The 530-nt window shown below is 47.7% G+C and carries 1 protein-coding gene; it reads left to right on the top strand.

Annotated elements, in window-relative coordinates:
- Positions 1 to 259: 259 nt before the first annotated feature.
- On the top strand, positions 260 to 530 hold a 271-nt coding region (locus tag ACYPYQ_RS13595; protein WP_459724454.1), incomplete at its 3' end, for an acyl-homoserine-lactone synthase.

A 530-nucleotide genomic window follows, 5' to 3' on the forward strand; every position in this document is an offset into this window, starting at 1 on the left:
TCATGCTGCAAGACGGAGACAAGAATGACCTCGGACCCGAAAAATCTTTGCTGCTGCAAGAATTGCTCATTGATGGAATGGATTGGCAATCCATCGTGATGGAGCAGATTAAGCTGCGATACCGGTAAGCTGTAAAGCCTGTATTGCATCAAAAGTCAAACGTATTCTGCCGGCTCAACCTAGCAACTTTGATAGTTACCTCGTGCTGACCTATCTCATTTAATCCCCCCCACTGAAAAACAACAGTAGGGGAGTGGACATGAGAGTAATTTCGGGGATGCCGAATGAATTATCCGGGGAGCTGTTCTCAAAGATTTCAAGCTATCGTCACAAGGTATTCATTGAAATGCTTGGATGGGAATTGCAAACCAAGCAAGGTATCGAACTCGACCAATTTGACCGGCCAGATACCGTGTACGTCGTTTCACAGGATGATGACGGAACCGTTAATGGTTGCGCGAGATTGTTGCCGACGGATCGCCCATATCTGCTCGGTGAGGTGTTTCCGCAGTTGCTCAATGGGCAGACCC

It is taken from the genome of Sideroxyarcus sp. TK5 (genome assembly GCF_054601595.1).